Raw genomic sequence first — 19,828 nt, forward strand, 5'->3', positions numbered from 1 at the left:
AAAGCTCAGGCAATTGCCTGAGCTTTTAAACTTACCACCATACAATAATCGTTAAGGCTAGAATAGTTAATACTGCAGCGAATACTCCAGAATAGATCATCGCAGCAGGCCATTCATGTCCTTCTTCTGCCATATGCATAAAGTAATACAGCTGAAATAAAACCTGTACGGCTGCTAATACTAAAATAATCGGAATCGTAAACATCGCATCCACTTCTGCCATAACTAAGCCAAATGCTAACAATGTGAAAGCAATCATCATTGCAAAAGTGATGACTTGATGTTTCATTTGTTCTCTATGCTTTTTCTTATAAAACTGTTTCTTCTGCGTTTGATTAGCGGAATTGGTGTTATCTGCCATTATTTAGCCCACCTTTCCCATTAGGTATACAACAGTAAAGATGAAGACCCATACAACGTCAATGAAGTGCCAGTATAATGATGCAATATAGAACTTCGGAGCGTTGTATAAGTTTAATCCACGTTTATGGTTACGAATCATTAACGAAATTATCCAAACTAGACCAAAGGCAACGTGTGCACCGTGGAAACCAACTAATGAATAGAAGGCTGTACTAAATGCTGACGTTGTAAAGCCAAAGCCATAATCATTTACGTAATGAACGAACTCGTAGATCTCTAACCCTAAGAAAGCAAAACCTAATAAGACTGTAATTCCAAGCCATAGCTGCATTTTCTTAAAGTCATTATTCTTCATATGATACATAGCGTATACACTTGTTAATGAACTTGTTAATAGGATAACCGTCATTAAGAAAACTAACCCTAGTCCGAAGATTTCTTCTCCAGTTGGTCCATCAACTGACGAGTTTCTTAATGCTAAATACGTACCAAATAAACTTGCGAATAATACAGTTTCTCCGCCTAGGAAGAACCAAAAGCCCATAAACTTATTACGGCCTTCAAGGGTGGCTCTTTCAGGATTTTCTGGCAGATTACCTGATTTAAGAACGTCTTCAGCCATTAGAACCATCCCCCTCTTCTTCTAATTCTTCTTTGTGCACATGATAACCAATATCATCTTTAACTGAACGGTATAACATGGCACCTGCAGTAGTTCCGAAACCGATTGCCGCTAAGATCCACATAGCTCCTTGGTACATAACACCGAAACCAGCTATGAATAGACCTAAAGAAATAACAAACGGTACAAATGATCTATTAGGCATGTGGATGTCACCTAAAGGCTCTGCAGGTTGGATTTTACCATTTCCTTGCATTTTTTCTACCCATAGTGCATCTAATCCACGTACTAATGGTTCTTGTTTAAAGTTATAAAATGGTGGAGGTGATGGAATAGCCCATTCTAGTGTACGAGCGTCCCAAGGGTCTCCTGAAACTTTCTCACCTTTCATTTGGGTCATAACAACGTTGATTAAGAAGATAATCGTACCAATTGCCATTCCAAAAGCACCAATTGTACTAATTAAGTTAAATAAATCTAAGCCTTGGTCCGGTAAAAACTTCCAGTAACGACGCGGCATACCCATTAAGCCTAAGAAGTGCTGGAAGAAGAACGTTAAATGGAAACCAATAAAGAATAACCAGAAGAACCAATGGTTAAGCTTCTCATTTAACATTGTACCAAACATTTTCGGCCACCAGTATATAATACCTGCAAAAATACCTAATACTGTACCACCTACAATTACATAGTGGAAGTGTGCAACTACGAAATATGTGTCATGGTATTGGAAGTCAGCTGCTGCTGATGCAAGCATTACACCTGTCATACCACCAATTGTAAATGTTGGAATGAAACCTAACGCCATTACCATAGGAGACGTTAACCTTATGCTTCCTCCCCACATCGTAAATAACCAGTTAAAGATCTTGATACCAGTAGGCACAGCAATCGCCATGGTGGCTACTGCAAATATTGAGTTCGCAATAGGACCTAAACCTACTGTAAACATGTGGTGAGCCCATACCATGAAACCTAAGAATGCGATTAAGATTGTCGCAAATACCATGGATGAATAACCAAACAAACGCTTTTTAGAGAATGTTGGAATAATCTCACTGAACACACCAAATGCCGGTAAAATTAGAATATATACTTCTGGGTGTCCGAAGATCCAGAATAAGTGCTCCCAAATAATAACGTTACCACCCATTTCAGGGTCAAAGAAGTTACCTCCAAATAAACGGTCAAACGTTAATAGGAACAAACCAACTGTTAAAGCTGGAAATGCAAATAAAATAAGTACACTTGCAATAAATGAAGTCCATGTAAACAATGGCATACGCATGTAAGTCATACCCGGCGCACGCATGTTAACAACTGTTACGATAAAGTTAATACCACCCATTAATGTACCAAAGCCTGTAATCTGTAGACCGATTGAATAATAGTCTACACCATGACTTTCAGAGAATAATGATAGTGGTGCATATGCTGTCCAACCTACATCTGGTGCTCCTCCTGCAAACCAAGAGATATTTAAGAAAATACCTCCAAAGAAGAACAACCAGAAACCTAACGAGTTAATGAATGGGAACGCAACGTCACGCGCTCCAATTTGTAGTGGCAGTACAGCGTTCATGAGCGCAAAAATCAACGGCATTGCGGCAAGGAAGATCATCGTCGTTCCGTGCATCGTTAACACTTCGTTGTAAAATTGCGCTGAGATAAATTCATTATCTGGTGCAATCAGCTGGATACGAATTAACATCGCTTGTAATCCACCAAGGATAAAGAAGAACAGTCCTGCGACTAAATAAAGAATCGCAATTTTCTTGTGGTCGACTGTTGTTAAATAATCCCAAAGAACGGACCCAAAGCCAGCTTTCTTTTCTGCTGTCGTGCTCACGCTTGTAACCTCCCTTAATCAATAGTGCTTAAATATTATTCTTCATCATTTTCGTCTGTTTCTTCATCTTCTTCAGACTCTTCAGCATCTTCTTCTTCCTCTTCAGGGAATAGATCACTTAAGTCTGAATCAATGTAAACGCCATTGTCAGCACTTTCTGGCGTTACTTCACTTGGACTTAAAGTCATTAAGTATTCAATAACTTGATTGATTTCTTCTTCATTCAAGTCATAAGGTGCATCAACCATTAAGTTACCTGGTTTCATTTCTTCACCTTTAGTATCAATCCACTCGAATAAGTTTTCTTCTGTCATATCAAATACGCCAGCTAACTTATCTCGATCAGCAAAGTTCGTTAAGTTTGGTCCAACTTTGTTTGGAGAAGAACCGACTGCGTGACATGATAAGCAGTTCTCTTCAAAAGTTTCTTGTCCTGCTTGTGCTGTGGTAGTTTCAGGCTCTTCTTCCCCTGTCACACCTTGCATGTCTTCAACCCACTCCTCAAACTCTCCTGGACTCACTGCTATTACTTTAAAGTCCATTAATGAGTGAGATGGACCACATAATTCAGCACATTTACCCCAGTAAACACCTTCTTCATCTGCTTGTAGCCACATTTCATTGCGGTTACCTGTAGGGTTTACGTCCATTTTACCTTGGATTGATGGAACCCAAAACGAGTGGATTACATCATCAGAAATCATTGATAAGTATACGCGACGGTCAGTTGGGATGTAGATCTCTTGACTTGTAGTTATGTCTAAACCTTCATATTCGAAATGCCACCAGTATTGCTTACCAGTTACATCGATCCAAATTTGATCTAACTCTTCTCCCTCTTGGCTTACTTCCGGATTATTTACATCAGCGAAAGTAAACGTGTACTGAACGGTTGGCACTGCTAGAATTAATAGTAAAATAATTGGAATGACAGTCCATAAAGTCTCTAGAGCATGACTTCCTTCCGTCTGCTTAGGGATGAAATCTTCTTGTCCTTCTTTTTGACGGAACTTAATTACGACGTATATGTAGATTGCCATTACAACTACAAATACGAATAACATAATGACTGTACTTAGAATAATTAATTCTAATAACATTGCAGCACCTTCACCTCTAGGCTGTAGTGTACTTAAGAACGGTTCACCACACCCTGAAAGGATTAGGGCCATTACAGTTAAAGCCATTACTGCTTTAAACCGAGTCATCCAGCCTTTCATTTTCTCGATACCTCTCTTTCTCTTAGTTCATTGTTGTTATGCATAGAGCATATTTTATTCATTAATTAAGAAAAAGCATGCTTCTTCTTAATTGAATCACAGAAATGATGGGATTGTTGCAACAACCAATCCAATAAAAAATAACGTTAAATAATTAAGTGAATAAATAAACATCCATTTTGCCCATTTATCATCATCATTCATTTTGAAACCGTAAGCAGCTAATGCTAACCATCCTACGTTTAATAATGTTGCAAAAATGATGAATGCCGTACCGAGTGAAAAGAAATAAAACGGTAACGGTAATAAACAAATAGTATATATGAACATCTGTCGTTTAGTAATGCCATTACCATGAACAGATGGTAACATCGGGATGTTTGCTTTTGAATATTCATCTTTCTTACGAATTGCAAGTGCCAAGAAGTGTGGCGTTTGCCATAAGAACATAATCAAAAATAATACAAATGCAGCAGGATGTAAAGTGCTATCAACTGCTGCCCAACCAATTAAAGGTGGTGCAGCTCCTGAAAAACTACCAACTACTGTATTAATTGTATATTTTCTCTTTGACCACATTGTATACAACAATACATAGAATCCCCAACCAATAAAGCCAAACAGTGCTGCAATTGGTGAAGCAAAATATAATGTAATCAATCCTATCACTGTAAATGTAGCACCAAGACCTAATATTACAGGTAAAGGTATAGTCCCCGTTATGGTTGGACGTGCTTTAGTTCTAGACATTTTAAAATCAATGTCTCGATCGTAATAGTTATTGATGACACATCCACCAGCTATAACTAAAGCTGTTCCTAGCATAACAAGGATAAAAGATTGCCAGTGATTTAATGGGCTTTGGTTCGTAAAATATAATGCTAACCAAAACCCAGCAAATGTCGTCATTAAATTAGAATTGATAATACCAATTTTAATCAATGCAAGAAAATCAGTCCATAACGTTTTAAGATTGGTTTGAGGACTATCCACTATCTTTGTTGTTGTCGTTCCAAAAGAGCGTGGCTCACTCATACTGTTTCGACCTTCCTCTCAGCCATATATAATCAAGTCATATTTTGTTGAAATTTTAAATTTTATTTACATAGACATTGTACCATGTAATTACCTACACATCTATTTAATCATATAAAAAGGATTAAGTTGTGAAGAATATGTGAAAAAAATGTGAGAAATATATTCAAAGATTAAATTAGCATATTTCCGTCATTTATGTAACTATAAAACAATTTTTCTTTATTAAATCTTTCTCCTTCAATTAATTGTTATAAATTTGTAACGAAATATATTTTCGGTTATAGTCATTCTATATTATGATGGATACAGAAGCTTCTCAGGCAAAGGTGAGGTGTAAATAGAAAATGAAAAAAATATTCCACCCCAAAATTACTGCAATCGTATCAGTAATCTCTATGCTGTTCGTTTTAGTCGGAGGAGCTCTTGTAACTAAGACTGACTCAGGATTAGGTTGTGGCCGCAGTTGGCCGTTATGCCATGGCCAACTTGTCCCTTCTAATATAAATTTGGAACTTATTATTGAGTACAGTCACCGTTTAGTGTCTGGATTAGCAATTATTATTATTCTCTTATTGTCCTATCAAGCTTGGAAACACTTCCGTCATGTTAGGGAAACAAAGTTTTTAATAATCGTTACATTAATATTTATTGTGATCCAATCACTATTAGGTGCAGGAGCTGTTTTATTTGAACAATCTGACTTAATAAAAGCATTACATTTTGGTATATCATTAATTTCGTTTGCGTCAGTATTCTTATTAGCTACCATTATCTTTAACTTGGATGAAACTTTTAATACCGCTGCAATAAACATACCGAAGAGTATTAGAATTCATTTTTATAGTTTGTTTGTTTATACATTAATAGTCGTCTATACAGGTGCATTAGTTAGACACAAACAGTCAAGCTTAGTCTGTGGTGGATGGCCATTTTGTTCTAACGATCAACCTTTCAATATTGGAGCTTATTCACTCGAACAAGCAATCCAAATGGGTCATAGAGTATTAGCCGGGGTACTATTTATTTGGGTAATTGGTTTATTGATTCATATATATAAGAATCATCGCCATGAAAAGTTCCTTGCTAACGGTTGGCTAATTGCAACATTATTTATCTTTGCTCAAGTTGTTCTTGGAGCATTAATTATTATTACGATCTTAAATCCTATCATAGCTCTAATGCACGCGATTATGATTTCACTTTTCTTCGCATTATTATGTTACTTCATTATGCTTGCAATAAGAGTTGCAAAAAATGAAAAATAGTAATAAGTAAGGTGCATAAAACTCGAGTTTATGCACCTTTTTTCATAATAAACACCAACCGTATGAAACCGGTTGGTGTTTAACAATTTAATCAACTTCTATGAGTAAATCTCCTGTTTCTAACGCCTCTCCATCTCGAACATGGATTTGTTTTACTTTACCGTCAAATGGAGCTTGGATCGTCGTTTCCATTTTCATTGATTCAGTAATCATAAGGTGGTCATTCTTCTTAACTTGCTCACCTTCTTTAACTAAAACGTTAACGACTGTACCAGGCATTGATGCACCAATATGACTTGGGTTTTGGTCATCTGCTTTTACTCGACTCGAAGTGACATCTTGTACACTTTCATCTCGAACAATTACTTCACGCGGCTGACCATTTAGTTCAAAATAAACGACACGCGTTCCATCTTTTTGGGCTTCTCCGACTGAGACGAGCTTGACCATCAGTGTCTTACCTTGTTCGATTTCAACCGCTATCTCTTCACCTAACCTTAAACCGTGTAAAAATGCTGGTGTGTCCAATACAGAAACATCTCCATATTGATCAACAAATTTCTGGTAGTCTAAAAACACTTTTGGATAAAGCGCGTACGAAATTATTTCATACGGGGTTACTTGACGCTCTAACTTTTCGTAAAGCTGTTCTTTCAATGCTTCAAAATTAACAGGTTTTAACTCTACACCTGGCCTTGTATCAATCGCTTGACGCCCTTTTAAAATAATACGTTGTAGTTGTTTCGGGAACCCTTGGTACGGTTGACCGATATACCCTTGGAAAAACTCAACGACAGAGTCAGGGAAATCTAACGACTCGCCCTTCTCATATACGTCATCAACTGTTAAATCGTTTTGAACCATAAATAACGCCATATCGCCTACGATCTTTGATGAAGGCGTTACTTTAACAACATCACCAAACATGTCGTTAACCGTACGATACATTTCTTTAACTTCATCCCAACGTTCACCTAGTCCAACTGCTTTCGCTTGCTGTTGCAAGTTACTATATTGGCCACCTGGCATTTCGTGGAAATAAACTTCAGGGTGTGGCGCATTCATGCCACTTTCAAAGTTGTTATAATATTGACGAACATCTTCCCAATAACGAGCAAGTAAATTATACGATTCAATATCGACTTGTGGTTGTCTGTCGTTATTTTCTAATGCGTAATATAAGCTGTTCGCACTTGGTTGTGACGTATTACCAGCCATAGAGCTAGCTGCAACATCCACTGCATCTACACCTGCATCTACGGCTCTAGCATACATCATAATACCGTTTCCACTTGTGTCATGCGTGTGTAAGTGGATTGGGATTGATATCTCTTCTTTTAGTGCATTAATTAGCATGTAAGCCGCTTCTGGCTTTAATAAACCAGCCATATCTTTAATACCTAAAATGTGTGCTCCACATTCTTCTAGCTCTTTTGCCATTCTGACATAATAGTCTAAATCATATTTATCACGCTTAGGGTCTAAAATGTCACCTGTATAACAAATTGATGCTTCTGCAATTTTATTTTGCTTACGAACAGCGTCAATTGCTGGTTTCATACCTTCAATCCAGTTTAAGCTATCGAAAATTCTAAACACGTCTATGCCTGCTTCTGCACTCTTTTCTACGAAATCTTCAATAACGTTGTCTGGATAGTTTTTATAACCGACTGCATTACTAGCACGTAATAACATTTGGAATAATACATTCGGCATCTTTTTACGTAAAACTTGTAGTCGCTCCCATGGATCTTCTTTTAAGAAACGATATGATACGTCGAAAGTTGCACCGCCCCACATCTCTACAGAGAATAAGTTTGGTAACAGTTTTGCTGTCGGTTCTGCAACTTTATATAAATCTTTTGAACGGACACGTGTAGCTAAAAGCGATTGGTGTGCATCACGGAATGTCGTATCCGTTAATAACACTTCATTCTGTTCTTTAAGCCAATCCGCTACCGCCTCAGGACCTTTTTCATCTAGTAATTGTTTTGTCCCATGATCAAATTCCGAATGCTTCCCTACTTCCGGCAACCTAGGTTCTGGATATAATGGTTTTTTCTCAACACCGGTAGCTGCTGGACTATTAACCGTCGTATAACCTAGATAGGATAATAATTTCGTGCCACGGTCGTGTCTTTTAGGAAATACAAACAGTTCTGGCGTCGAATCAATGAACGTTGTATTGTAAGAGCCGTTAATAAAGTCATTGTGCAAAATAACATTTTCTAAAAATGGAATGTTAGTCTTAATTCCACGAATTCTAAACTCTTTTAAGTTACGCACCATCTTGTGGGCAGCTTGTTCGAATGTTAATGCCCAAGTAGAAACTTTAACTAATAACGAATCATAGTGAGGTGAAATAACAGCTCCTTGGAAACCGTTGCCGGCATCCAAACGAACACCGAAGCCGCCACCAGTACGATAAGCCATAATTTTACCTGTGTCAGGCATAAAGTTGTTAAGTGGATCCTCTGTCGTTACACGTGATTGAATAGCATAACCATGAGTCCTCACACCTTCTTGCTTAGGGATTCCTACTTCATCACTATGCAGTGTATGCCCCATCGCAATACGAATCTGCGACTGTACAATGTCAACACCTGTGATCATCTCAGTAATCGTATGCTCTACTTGTACACGTGGATTTACTTCAATAAAAAGAACTCATCTTCTGTAACAAGGAATTCTACCGTCCCAGCATTAATATAATCCACTGAATCCATAAGTTTGACTGATGCATCACAAATTTCTTCACGCTGTTTCTCACCTAAAGAAATACTCGGTGCGATTTCAACTACCTTTTGATGCCTTCTTTGAACTGAACAGTCTCTTTCATACAAATGAACAATATTTCCTTCATTGTCGCCTAAAATTTGAACTTCTATATGCTTCGGTTTTTCTACTAATTTCTCAACATATACTTCATCATTACCAAAGGCAGCTTTCGCTTCTGACTTCGCACGTTCATATGAGTCTTTTAAGGAACTTCGTGAACGTACTATACGCATACCACGACCGCCACCACCTAAGGCCGCTTTAATCATAATCGGTAAACCGTTTTGGTCAACAAATTGTTCTACTTCATCTAATGACGATACAGGTCCATCTGTTCCTGGAATAACAGGAATATCTGCTCTAATCGCTGCTTCACGTGCTCTAACTTTGTCACCGAACGTATGAAGCATATCACTTGAAGGTCCAATGAACGTAATACCTTCTTCTTCACAGCGCTTTGCAAACTCAATATTTTCTGATAAAAATCCATAACCTGGGTGAATCGCATCAACTTCTACTTCTTTAGCTAACTCAATAATTCCTTCAATATCTAAGTACGCATCAATTGGTTTTTTACCTTGACCAATTAAGTAAGATTCATCTGCCTTATAACGGTGATAGGAGCCGGTGTCTTCTTCAGAATAAATTGCAACCGTACGAATATTCATTTCAGTACATGCTCTAAAGACACGTATCGCAATTTCACCGCGATTAGCAACTAATACTTTGTTAAATGGTTTGATTTCTGCCATGTTAAAACCTCCATTCGTGTAATTCCACCCACAAATATAATTCTACATTTTTTAACAAATTCCTTCACAAAAGTGAATAATCATTCATTTTTATTGTCTGAATATTTTTTAGATTACAATAAAATGTGGTTTTTGTCTAATTTTATCATTGCACTTTATTGTTCACTCAAATAAAAAAACTCAAACTAATGAGTTGATCATCAGTTTGAGTTGACTTATGATTTTTGAGCTTGTGCAGCTTCATGTAACGCGCTTAACTCTCGTTCTAAATTTTCCATAATTTCTTTGCCTGTCTCTTCTTTAATTAAATTTAGACGCACGGCGAAATTAATCTCACGCGAAAGTCCAAACATCTGTGTATCTAAAACCTCTTCATAAAGAGGACATTGAGGCATCGTTAAATTATCCATTTGCACTTTAATCAATTGTAATATTTTATCCGCATCTGCCTTTAAGAGGGCGAGTGCTTGTTGATTTTCTTCAAGCGCTACATTCGATGACATGAGAATTCCCCCTCACCTATTAATCCTATCTATTTTATTATACTATCTTGTAACTGACTAAAATGCAAATCATCTAATTGTTTTTTAAAAAATTGACCAATGCTTCTCTTCTGCTAATTTCTCTAATAGCCGTATACCGACAACACTGTTACCTTGTTCATCTAAAGCTGGACCGAACACAGCAATTCCCCCTTCTTCTTTTATCACCCCCATAATCGCTCCAGAAACACCACTTTTTGCCGGTATACCTACATTAATCGCAAACGTGCCTGAATAGTCATACATACCACACGTAACCATGAACGTCTTACAAATACGTGCAACAGTTAATGGAATTAACGGCTTAAGAGTTATAGGATCCCTGCCATCATTTGCAAAAACAGCCGCCACACGCGCAAGCTGCTTGACGTTCATTTTAATTGCACATTGCCTCGTATAAACATCCATTAACTCTTCTATACTTCCTGTAATAATTCCATTTTGTTTCATAAAATAGGCCAAAGACCGATTTAAAAATGCTGTTTCCATTTCAGATTTAGCAACTTTCTCGTCATATGAAATCGTATCATCATCACATAACCTTCGAACTAGTGCTAATAATTCATTTACCATTTCATCTGAATCACGACCTCTAATCATATTCGTGACTGATAATGCACCAGCATTAATCATCGGGTTTAAAGGAATCCCCGGGTCTTCTAATTCTAGTTTTCTTATCGAGTAAAACGGATCACTGGACGGTTCTTTTCCCACCCGAGAAAAAACAGCATTTTCACCATGTTGTATTAAAGCTAATGCTAACGATAACACTTTCGATATACTTTGTATCGTAAATGTATATTCAAATTGTCCTGCTGTATAGCACTCTCCTTTAGAGCATAAAACGCAGCCGCATTTATTTCGGGTTGCTGGTTGGCAAGTGCTGGAATATAATCAGCTACTTCACCGTTATTCGCATAAATACGCACATGCTCAAGCCAATAATCTAAATCTTTTGCCGTCATAAGTGACATTATCATCTCTCCTTAATGCATTTAGCATTATTTTTCGATATAATTACAATGCATGTTAAAATTTATTTACTTGTAATAAGTATTTTCCCAGAAAGAGGTGTACTAAAATATGATCGTACAAATTCAAGGTAATGTTGGATTTCCTATCACATTGGATCCAACCGTATGGATATTTGATGATCGCAAAATTGAATTGAATGAAGCTTTCGACGTTTCAGGCGATGAAGACTCTGAAAGTCATCAACAGCAAGTTTGGGACCGTAATGAGTATCAACAAAAATTAAGGCCCCCAGTTAATCAAAGCGTAACTCGCTACAATCGCAAAAAAGTATTAGAAAACAGTTATGTAATGCCGCTACATCATTTTCTAAAAAATTCTGAACCGAGTGGTGATGCTAAAGAAGCGATTTTACATACAACTGATGGTGATGAAACTATTTCACTTAATCAGTTAGAGCAATCGTATTTATTATTCGCACTTAATGGAAAACCATTAACAGAAGATGGCCCAATTCATGTTATTTTAAATGATGGCTCCAACAAAAATGCACCTTACAGAGGTGTCGAAAAAATCTCCATCGTATAATTAACTATATTTACTAATCATAAAAACTCTTTTTTACCGCAAAAATAAGGTAAAAAGGAGTTTTCTTAATGCGATACAAACTTTTAACGATTACCGCTTTATCTTTTTTATTAATGACGGCTTGCGCTCAACAAAGCCAAAATAATCAAAATTTAAATGATGACATTAATAATGACCATATTCTTCAGGTTCGAGATTCAGAAGTTCAACAAGATCGTCAACACACAAATATGGAGGCAGCAGAACGTTTATCACAAATTGCTTCCGAAGTAAACGAAGTTCAACGTGCGACAGCAGTAGTTTTCGGTTCATACACCGTCGTTGGAATCGATGTGACTGACGATTTAGATCGCTCACGTGTTGGAAGCGTGAAATATACAGTTGCTGAGGCGATTAAAGACGACCCATACGGTCATTATGCTTTCGTAATGGCAGATGGCGATGTAGTTTCACGTTTAAATGAAATTAACCGTGGAATTCAAGAAGGTCGCGCAAGACACGTTATTGTGGACGAAATCGCTAACTTAGTTGGGCGTTATGTTCCTGAAACTCCTCCAACTGAACAACGTCCTGCTGCACCTTACGAGGAAAGAATGGAGAATGAACAAGAACGACAAGAACAAGAATTCGATCATGAAGTAGAACCAGAAGAAATTGAATCTAATTAGTAAAAAAGCTCCCAATGACGGTAGTGACCCCCAAAAGTTAGAGTTTTAATTATGCAGCTGTTTGGCTGGTTTGAGTTCGGTATTGCACTGGACTTAAACCAGCCAATTTTGTTTTTATTCTCTCGTTATTGTAATAATCCATGTACTTCTCTATTTTCTGTTTTAATTCAGTATAAGAAATCAAGGGTTCTCCGTAATACATTTCCTGCTTCATGATACCGAAAAAGTTCTCCATGACGGCATTATCAGCACAAGTTGCTTTCCTAGACATACTCTGAAAAATGTTGTTCTTCTTTAAGGTTTTCACCCATTTATTATGTTGGTAATGCCACCCTTGGTCTGAATGGATGGTGGATCGATATTCAGCCTCATGCTTGATGAGGTCAACTGCTTGATCAAGGGGATTAAGGACAACATCTAATGTTGGTTTATTCGAAATTCCACAAGAAATAACTTCGCCATTATACAAGTCTAATATCGGATTTAAATAAAGCTTTTCATTTCCTGCGCACTTGAACTCCGTCAGGTCTGTGACCAGCTTTTGTAATCGGACAGACGTATTGAATCGTCGATTCAAACGGTTTTTCGCTACCTTTCCGATAGTGCCTTTATACGATTTATAACGAGACTTGCGTGTGAACTTCACACACTTCAGACCTTCTTCCCTCATGATACGCTGAACCTTTTTATGATTTACTTGATAACCTTCCTTTTTTAATTCTAGGTGAATACGACGATATCCGTATTTTCCCTCGTGTTTCTTAAACAACTCATGAGTTGTTTCTATCAATTCACGATCTGGGTCTTCATCATTTCTTAATTGATGAATATGGTAGTGATAAGTCGCTTCTGGTATGCCTACGATCAAGAGAACCTCTTTTAATTTGAATCCTTCTTCTTTGAGTTCGAACGCCAACGCTGCTTGTGCTTTTCGAGGAAGGCATTCGGATTCTCCTGAAAAGCTTTTAACTTTTTTAAATACGCATTTTCTAAACGAAGCATTTCATTTTCACGTGCCAATAAATCTTCACGAGACACCTTTGTTTCTTGGTTAGATGTTTTTGATTTTCTTTTTCCAGACATTGGGGGCCGTCCTTTCGGTTTCTCTTCGAGCCCTTCAATCCCTTCCTGGTGATAGATTTTATTCCATGTCGCAATCAGAGGTGGGTTATTCAACTTAAACTCTATTGCGGTGTCTTGGTAAGAAGCGCCCGTTTGTTTAATAAAGTTTAATACATCTAACTTAAATTTAACAGGATAAACTCTTTTTGAACGCTTTCTTTTTAAACCTTCCTCACCAAAAGCCTTATAGGCATTCACCCACTTTCTTATTTGTCCATGATCGGGAACTCCATATTGTTTAGCTAACAATTTAGAGCCCAATGGGCCTTCCAAGTATTCTTTTACAATCTTCAATTTAAACTCTTCACTATATTTGGCCATATAAAAACACCCCAAAAGCTAGATTTTTACTCTAACTTTTGGGGTGCAGCACCGACGGGAGCTTTTTCACTTCTTTTCCATTACTTCATTATAATATTGAACGCCAAATTGGGAACCTTCAGCAACCATCTCAGAGTTTTCTATGTCATCTAACTCAGGATTGCCTGCTTCTTCTATAGGCAGGTTGGTATGATTACCTTCATTAAACGACTCTTTAAGTTGTTTCACTTTCTGTTTTATTCCATTGCGTCTATTCTCATCGATTAATACGTATGACGTTAATGCAGCCCCTGCAGCTACCACTGACGATACAATTAGTTTATTAGCCATATCAATGCCCTCCTCCTAATAATATGTAACTATAGTTTTTGCTTATTTAATAATGTCATTCCCGTTTTGTTCAGTTTAAAACATATAACCTCTTTCCCATAAAAACAAAAAACATGTTACAATGTCAGAAAACAGTATACGTTATTAAAGAAGAGGTGAAAATATTGCGCGCAAAATGTATTTTATGTGACCGTGTTGACAAGATCGAAGCTTATTCTCTATTAGCTAAACAATTACGCAAAAAGCGCAAGTTGTCCTATTTATGTGACGAATGTTCTGAGCGAATTTCAGATAAAACCCATGAACGCAAACAAAGTAACAATTTTAACTTATATGAAGAAGAACAAACTGAGGATTACATTAGATAAAAAGGCTGCCCTCATAGTATGAGGACAGCCTTTTTATCTAACTAACTACTAGCTTCTTGCTCTTTCCTCTCTCGATGCAGTCTAAATCGATAAATACCTAAAACTAATGAGATGATGATTAACACTTCGACAATCGGTAATGAGAAAATCGCAAATAATATTAACAAAATGCACCCAATTACAAGCAGTATATAAACAATTAACGACTTAAGACTGGTAACTGCTTGGCAAACCCTAATTTATATGTGATGACTGCAAAAACAGCAATCGTTAAAAACAACAACCAAAAACCAGTTGTCCCACCTATATCTACGAGAAAATATTTTTCAATAGGTGCAAAACTAAAATGCTGTTCAGCAGCTTGTACTGACTCTGTATCCATATCCTTCCTCCTCTATAACTACGCTCCTTTATCATCATACTAAAATGAAAAAATTAACGCCATATATAAAATGAATGTTTTCAAATTTTGTCACATCATGTACACTTAAACTGATGAGGTGAAGATAATGAAACATGAAATTAAAATGCTCTTATTAGCCATAGCTGTTGTAGCATGTTTTATCGCTTCAGCTATTGTTATTAGTTATCGTAGCTATGAATTATTCGCTCTATTCCTCTTCGCTGGATTCGCTTTAATGGGTGTAGGTTTTAAATTTAAAAGTGACTATCAAAAGAAACACGAAGAAGAATAATGAATCAAGCGCTTCCTATTAAGGGTAAGCGCTTTTTTTATTTCGTTTCAATAAAGTCAAGGAGTTCATCATGAATCGCCTTGTTAGCACAAATGACTGTGTTTCCTGTTAACATGTTAACATCTGTACCATCTACACGCGTCGTAATGCCACCAACTTCATTAACGATAATCATCCCTGCTGCAATATCCCACGGTGCTAAACGCATCGTAATATAAGCATCTATAATACCTTCTGCAATAAAAGCAAACTCTAATGCTGCTGAACCGTATGACCTCGTTCCTTTAACCTTTCTAATAAGATCATGAATTTTTTCTTCATTTAGTTTACGATTAGGAATTGCCCAAGAATTGTTAAGACCAATTAAAGCATCTTCTAAATGTTTCTCAGGATCAATTGAGTTTAAGCGTTTGCCATTCTTATAAGCACCTTCTCCTCTAATTCCCTCATATAAAACATCATCCATCACGTCATAAATTAAGCCAATTTCACCTATACCATCAAAATAAATACCGACTGATATGGCAAAGAACCGCTCCTGGTGCACAAAGTTCATCGTGCCATCAATTGGGTCGATAATCCAAACAACACCATTTAAAGATTGAACTTTATCCCCCATCCCTTCTTCGCCTAGTACTTGATGGTCAGGGTATTGAGAAAAAATCTTATCAATAAAAAATTGTTCAGTTTTTTGATCAACTTCTGTCACTAAGTCTTTGCGGTCCTGTTTAGTATCCACTTCATATGGCTTTTTCATATGGCTTTTAATAAAAACACCAGCTTCTTTAATCCACTGTATTGCATTTGTCTTAATTTCTTCTACTGATTGATGGCTCATATTGTAAGTAACCCCTTTTCTATGATTACGATAGTATTCAACTATTTATAATAGTACTATGTTTCGCTATGTGTCTTATTAAGTACTAACCGTCATTTTATGTTAGAATATGTTTAAAGTAATAATAACAATTTAATAAAGGAGCGATTTTATGACGACTTTCCGAGGATTTGAACAAGCAGACTTCGATGTATTTACAATTGATGGATTAGATGAACGTATGACTGAACTTAAAAGTCGTGTATCGCCGAAATTACAAGCTATTGCTGAAACGGTTGAACCAACTGTATCTTCATTAGCTGGTGATGAAATGTTTGTCCACGTTGCCAAACATGCTCGTCGTAAAACGAACCCACCGAACGATACGTGGGCAGCGTTAGCAAGCAATAAACGCGGCTATAAAAAATTACCGCACTTCCAAATTGGTATGTGGGAATCACATGTCTTTGTATGGTTTGCCGTCATTTATGAAAGTCCTATTAAAGGTGACTTCGCAAGACAATTAAAAAACAATAAGCAAGATGTATTAAATAATATTCCCGATCATTTCGTCTGGTCTAAAGATCACATGAAGCCTGAGACTATTTCACATGTTGATATGAAAAACGGACACTTTGATGAACTTGTCGATCGACTCGAAAGTGTCAAAAAAGCAGAGATCCTTTGTGGTCAAACATTTGACCGTCATGATGAACGCTTGCAAGATGGTGAAACATTTATTAAAGCTTGTGAAGAAACATTTGAAACAGTAATGAGTCTCTATAACTTAACGAAACAAGTCCAAAACTAATGTGTCAAAACCCCAAAAGAAATACTTTTGGGGTTTATTTATTTCATCGTTACATTTTCACTCTGTTCAGCTTCTTGCGCTTTTTTGACAACTTTATAAGGTATATAGCCTGAATGTTTTTCAAACTCTTTAAACATCGTTTTTTCCTCGTCTTTAGCTGGAACAATATCTTTGAATTTTTTATATTGCTCTAACACTTTCTCTTTTCTCACTTCACCTTCGTATGCTTCTTCTACTGTATTGAAAAATTGAACAACATCCATCACTTGCTCTGTCGACCAATCTGGGTCAATTGGATAATGATAATTCATTTACTCACCTCTCTAGCTGTATTTCCACTTTGCTTGTACTTGAATAACTTCATCCTCAATTTGGTTGAAAAGTTGTTGAACAGTCGGAACTCCTTGAATTCGCATAGCAACTTGGCCTGCCCAACCAAACCCTTCAGATTCGACCCCATCATAAATATAACGTTTATTAGCATTCCCACTAATATAATCTTTCAATCCTTCATAGCCCACTTCTTGTTCTTCTAATTGTAATATTTGATTGGTCCATTCATTCTTGATTGCTCGAGCTGGTTGACCTAGCGATTTTTTAATTAAAACTGTAGATTGCTCATTCGCGTTTAATAATGCTTGTTTATACCGTTCATGAGCATGAACACATTCTTTTGTTGCAATAAATCGCGTCCCCATTTCTATACCTTCTGCACCTAAGGCTAAAGCTGCCATTAATCCACGTCCATCACTTATACCTCCTGATGCTATGACAGGTACATTAACAGCATCAACTACTTCTGGTGTTAATACAAAGGTACCTATATCATCACGCCCTAAATGACCTCCACCTTCATGGCCGACAACCATCACCGCATCAGCACCAAGCTCAGCAGCTTTAATTGCTTGTCGTTTAGCTGCAACTAACACCAATGTTTTTATACTCGTCCCTTTCACTTGTTCTAAAACTGGTTTAGGGTTACCACCAGTAATTGATATAACAGGTACGTTTTCTTCAATAGCAATTTGTACTCGCTTTTCAAAAGAGCTATACCCTTGACCGATTGCAAAGTTAACGCCATAAGGTCGGTCAGTCATTTGTTTTACTTTATGTATTTCTTCTCTTAACGCTTCATCACTTGGTAAACTCATTGCAGTAATTTGACCAAGCCCACCAGCATTTGAGACAGCAGCAGCCAAATCAGCATAGGCTAAATGGGCCAAGCCACCTTGTATAATAGGCCATTCAATACTTAACATTTCTGTAACTTTAGTACGTATTGCCACCAATTACCACTCCCTTGCTAAGTAGTATAGCATTTTTTAATTAGCCACACCAATAAAGAAAAGAGAAAAAGGTACATGGCTGAACATGTACCTTAATACTTATTACACATTGCTGTAAGTGGTTGCAATGTTATTTATTTTTTATCCTTTTTACAAGCACAATGGCTACTATATAAAACTGTTACCTTTTCATAATCAAAATAATCAATCACACGCTGGCAGCTTGAACAAACAATTGTACCCATTCAAATTCCCCTTTCAGACAGTGATATAACAATTAAGTTATTTATAGTATATTATGTCATACTAATTATTGCAATAGGTTACATAAATTAATAATTTGTATCATACTAATTTATTAATTGTCATATAGTAGTACATTATAGATAAAAAAAAGAGCGGTTTGATCCGCTCTTCACTCGTCTGAAGGTGTTAAGATTAATTTAGGGTCTAACATATCGTATCCTTGGTCACGTAGACCTTCAACAATTTCCTCTAGCGCTTCATTTGTCCATTCACGATCATGCATTAACAAGTTAGCACCATCTCTTAAAAGTGAGTTAGGCTCATCTATCTCAGGTGCTTCACCCGTGATCATCGCCTCAGCAAGTTTATCTGCTTCCATATATGGCTCAAAATAATCATAGCCATACGTCCAATTCATTAACAGCATACCTTCATCTTCAACTAAGTCACGCGCAAAATCAGTGTTAGCCCCATGAGGTGCTCTAAAGAACTGAGGTTTTTCACCTGTAACTTCTTCAATCATTTCACTTAAACTAATAATTTCTTCACGTTGCTCTTCTTCTGAGATGTTTTGTAAGTTTTGATGACTGTAAGTGTGGTTTCCAATTGCAAAACCCATCTCGTGAATTTGTCTTACTATTTCCTGATCTTCCTCACTTTCCATGAAAATACCGTTAACGAAAAAGATCGCTGGAGCATCAAGTGCCTTTAATGTTTCTGCCATTTCTAAAGCTTGTCCATCTGGCGCATCATCAATCGTTAGTAAGACAACACTAGGGTTAGCATCATCTATTGGAGAAAGTGATGAACTATCTGTTATTTCATATTGAGGCTCTTGTTCTTCTTCGACTTCTTCTTGTTCGTCTTCTTCTTCAGACTCTTCTTCTCTTACCTCTTCTTCTTGTCCATTTTCTTTTTCTTCTTCCTCTTGTTCTTCAACAGGTTCTTCTTCGTGTTCGTTTGCTTGCTCTGTTTCATCATTACATGCCGACAACATAACAAACATTCCGAGCAATGCAATAAAAATAAGCGTTCTCATGTCTAGTCCTCCTCTGTATGTATAAATCCATTATATAACACTACATTAGGAAATAAATATAACTTTTGTCGATTTTAATCAAAAAAAATTTCCATGAATTTAAAGTCAACGATGGATAAAACTAAAAGCAAATTAG

19 protein-coding genes and 4 pseudogenes are annotated in these 19,828 nt (G+C 36.8%); 6 read left to right on the forward strand and 17 right to left on the reverse strand.

Annotated elements, in window-relative coordinates; translation table 11 throughout:
* Positions 1–31: 31 nt before the first annotated feature.
* The 5 genes from ctaF to cyoE all read right to left on the reverse strand — a co-directional run bounded on the left by ctaF (position 32) and on the right by cyoE (position 5,089).
* Positions 32–361 carry a cytochrome c oxidase subunit IVB gene (ctaF, locus tag A194_RS0106275; protein WP_017186006.1) on the reverse strand — a complete coding sequence of 110 codons (330 nt, stop codon included), beginning with the start codon at positions 359–361 and terminating at the stop codon, positions 32–34.
* 3 nt (positions 362–364) lie between these two features.
* A complete protein-coding gene (locus tag A194_RS0106280; RefSeq protein ID WP_017186007.1) occupies positions 365–985 on the reverse strand; it encodes a cytochrome (ubi)quinol oxidase subunit III in 621 nt (206 codons plus the stop codon).
* Positions 978–2,834 carry a cytochrome c oxidase subunit I gene (gene ctaD, locus A194_RS0106285; protein WP_017186008.1) on the reverse strand — a complete coding sequence of 619 codons (1,857 nt, stop codon included), beginning with the start codon at positions 2,832–2,834 and terminating at the stop codon, positions 978–980. Before ctaD ends, A194_RS0106280 begins: the two co-directional genes overlap by 8 nt.
* Positions 2,835–2,869: 35 nt before the next feature.
* The gene (coxB, locus tag A194_RS0106290; protein WP_017186009.1) at positions 2,870–4,054 is read right to left on the reverse strand and encodes a cytochrome c oxidase subunit II; all 1,185 of its coding nucleotides are present in this window, start codon (positions 4,052–4,054) and stop codon (positions 2,870–2,872) included.
* A gap of 96 nt (positions 4,055–4,150) precedes the next feature.
* On the reverse strand, positions 4,151–5,089 hold the full coding sequence (cyoE, locus tag A194_RS0106295) for a heme o synthase (protein WP_017186010.1): 939 nt from the start codon (positions 5,087–5,089) through the stop codon (positions 4,151–4,153).
* Between the two features lie 347 nt (positions 5,090–5,436).
* On the opposite strand from cyoE, the gene A194_RS0106300 reads away from it, so the two are divergent.
* Positions 5,437–6,357 (forward strand): COX15/CtaA family protein, encoded by a 921-nt coding sequence (locus A194_RS0106300; protein ID WP_017186011.1) that lies wholly within the window; start codon positions 5,437–5,439, stop codon positions 6,355–6,357.
* Positions 6,358–6,444: 87 nt separating this feature from the next.
* Here the strand turns inward: A194_RS0106300 and pyc are convergent.
* The 3 genes and pseudogenes from pyc to glsA all read right to left on the reverse strand — a co-directional run bounded on the left by pyc (position 6,445) and on the right by glsA (position 11,403).
* A pseudogene (gene pyc / locus A194_RS17605) lies at positions 6,445–9,887 on the reverse strand (pyruvate carboxylase).
* 215 nt (positions 9,888–10,102) lie between these two features.
* On the reverse strand, positions 10,103–10,390 hold the full coding sequence (locus A194_RS0106310; protein WP_017186012.1) for an Fpa/YlaN family protein: 288 nt from the start codon (positions 10,388–10,390) through the stop codon (positions 10,103–10,105).
* An 84-nt stretch (positions 10,391–10,474) separates the two neighbouring features.
* Positions 10,475–11,403, reverse strand: a pseudogene (gene glsA, locus A194_RS17610) (glutaminase A).
* A gap of 109 nt (positions 11,404–11,512) precedes the next feature.
* On the opposite strand from glsA, the gene A194_RS0106320 reads away from it, so the two are divergent.
* Together A194_RS0106320 and A194_RS17615 are read left to right on the forward strand one after the other, a co-directional pair.
* Positions 11,513–11,989 carry a hypothetical protein gene (locus tag A194_RS0106320; protein ID WP_017186015.1) on the forward strand — a complete coding sequence of 159 codons (477 nt, stop codon included), beginning with the start codon at positions 11,513–11,515 and terminating at the stop codon, positions 11,987–11,989.
* 68 nt (positions 11,990–12,057) lie between these two features.
* Entirely contained in the window at positions 12,058–12,657 is a 600-nt protein-coding gene (locus A194_RS17615) for a YhcN/YlaJ family sporulation lipoprotein (RefSeq protein WP_017186016.1), read from the forward strand.
* 49 nt (positions 12,658–12,706) lie between these two features.
* On the opposite strand, the pseudogene A194_RS0106330 reads toward A194_RS17615, so the two are convergent.
* The 3 genes and pseudogenes from A194_RS0106330 to A194_RS0106340 all read right to left on the reverse strand — a co-directional run.
* Positions 12,707–13,576, reverse strand: a pseudogene (locus tag A194_RS0106330) (IS3 family transposase); the annotation flags it as partial.
* Positions 13,537–14,100, reverse strand: coding sequence for a helix-turn-helix domain-containing protein (locus tag A194_RS0106335; RefSeq protein WP_017186018.1), 564 nt, complete (start codon positions 14,098–14,100; stop codon positions 13,537–13,539). The gene A194_RS0106335 and the pseudogene A194_RS0106330, both read right to left, overlap by 40 nt.
* A gap of 66 nt (positions 14,101–14,166) precedes the next feature.
* Positions 14,167–14,430 (reverse strand): hypothetical protein, encoded by a 264-nt coding sequence (locus A194_RS0106340; RefSeq protein WP_017186019.1) that lies wholly within the window; start codon positions 14,428–14,430, stop codon positions 14,167–14,169.
* A 155-nt stretch (positions 14,431–14,585) separates the two neighbouring features.
* On the opposite strand from A194_RS0106340, the gene A194_RS0106345 reads away from it, so the two are divergent.
* Positions 14,586–14,798 (forward strand): YlaI family protein, encoded by a 213-nt coding sequence (locus A194_RS0106345; protein ID WP_423734740.1) that lies wholly within the window; start codon positions 14,586–14,588, stop codon positions 14,796–14,798.
* Between the two features lie 41 nt (positions 14,799–14,839).
* On the opposite strand, the pseudogene A194_RS21330 reads toward A194_RS0106345, so the two are convergent.
* A pseudogene (locus A194_RS21330) lies at positions 14,840–15,180 on the reverse strand (YlaH-like family protein).
* Positions 15,181–15,307: 127 nt separating this feature from the next.
* On the opposite strand from A194_RS21330, the gene A194_RS0106355 reads away from it, so the two are divergent.
* Positions 15,308–15,493, forward strand: a complete 186-nt coding sequence (locus tag A194_RS0106355; protein ID WP_017186022.1) for a DUF5325 family protein — start codon at positions 15,308–15,310, stop codon at positions 15,491–15,493.
* A 37-nt stretch (positions 15,494–15,530) separates the two neighbouring features.
* Here A194_RS0106355 and A194_RS0106360 read toward each other — a convergent pair whose 3' ends face one another.
* On the reverse strand, positions 15,531–16,331 hold the full coding sequence (locus tag A194_RS0106360; protein ID WP_017186023.1) for an inositol monophosphatase family protein: 801 nt from the start codon (positions 16,329–16,331) through the stop codon (positions 15,531–15,533).
* Positions 16,332–16,482: 151 nt separating this feature from the next.
* Between A194_RS0106360 and A194_RS0106365 the strand changes: the two genes are divergently transcribed.
* A complete protein-coding gene (locus A194_RS0106365; protein ID WP_017186024.1) occupies positions 16,483–17,121 on the forward strand; it encodes a YktB family protein in 639 nt (212 codons plus the stop codon).
* Between the two features lie 38 nt (positions 17,122–17,159).
* Here the strand turns inward: A194_RS0106365 and A194_RS0106370 are convergent, their stop codons facing one another.
* From A194_RS0106370 to A194_RS0106380, 4 genes are all read right to left on the reverse strand, one after another.
* Positions 17,160–17,432 carry a UPF0223 family protein gene (locus tag A194_RS0106370; protein ID WP_017186025.1) on the reverse strand — a complete coding sequence of 91 codons (273 nt, stop codon included), beginning with the start codon at positions 17,430–17,432 and terminating at the stop codon, positions 17,160–17,162.
* 12 nt (positions 17,433–17,444) lie between these two features.
* Positions 17,445–18,407, reverse strand: coding sequence for an NAD(P)H-dependent flavin oxidoreductase (locus A194_RS0106375; protein ID WP_017186026.1), 963 nt, complete (start codon positions 18,405–18,407; stop codon positions 17,445–17,447).
* A gap of 134 nt (positions 18,408–18,541) precedes the next feature.
* Positions 18,542–18,652 carry a GapA-binding peptide SR1P gene (locus A194_RS19730; protein ID WP_083834254.1) on the reverse strand — a complete coding sequence of 37 codons (111 nt, stop codon included), beginning with the start codon at positions 18,650–18,652 and terminating at the stop codon, positions 18,542–18,544.
* 170 nt (positions 18,653–18,822) lie between these two features.
* Positions 18,823–19,692 carry a polysaccharide deacetylase family protein gene (locus A194_RS0106380; protein ID WP_017186027.1) on the reverse strand — a complete coding sequence of 290 codons (870 nt, stop codon included), beginning with the start codon at positions 19,690–19,692 and terminating at the stop codon, positions 18,823–18,825.
* Positions 19,693–19,828 lie beyond the last annotated feature (136 nt).

The sequence above is a fragment of the Alkalibacillus haloalkaliphilus C5 genome (assembly GCF_000269905.1).
GTDB lineage: Bacteria > Bacillota > Bacilli > Bacillales > Alkalibacillaceae > Alkalibacillus > Alkalibacillus haloalkaliphilus_A.